Genomic DNA, 322 nt, shown 5'->3' with positions numbered 1-322 from the left:
AAGAAAACTTTATTTGAATAAGCAGATATTTTCAGATGAAGTCTTGAATATAAAAAAGGTAGAACTTTTTAATATTTTCTAACCCTCATTTGCTTTATAAGCATTTAAAGATTGCAAAAGAATGTAAGGAGACGGAATAGATTTTCCGGAGAGATAGATGGCAAGGCAAGACGAAATAAATAGTCTTTTTGCGCAAACGTCGTTTCTGTATGGTGGAAATGCCGATTATATAGATCAACTTTATGCCGATTATGAAAAAGATCCCACCAGTGTGGATTAACAGTGGCGTACTTTTTTTGAAAACCTTCAGGATAAAAAAGAA

1 pseudogene is annotated in these 322 nt (G+C 32.6%); it reads left to right on the top strand.

Going from position 1 to position 322, the window contains the following annotated elements:
- Nucleotides 1-157: 157 nt before the first annotated feature.
- Nucleotides 158-322, top strand: a pseudogene (locus tag ACFINS_RS10805) (hypothetical protein); the annotation flags it as partial.

This window comes from Bartonella sp. AA2SXKL (assembly GCF_042197205.1).
Taxonomy (GTDB): domain Bacteria; phylum Pseudomonadota; class Alphaproteobacteria; order Rhizobiales; family Rhizobiaceae; genus Bartonella.
This window is presented reverse-complemented; position numbering and strand designations above follow the sequence as displayed.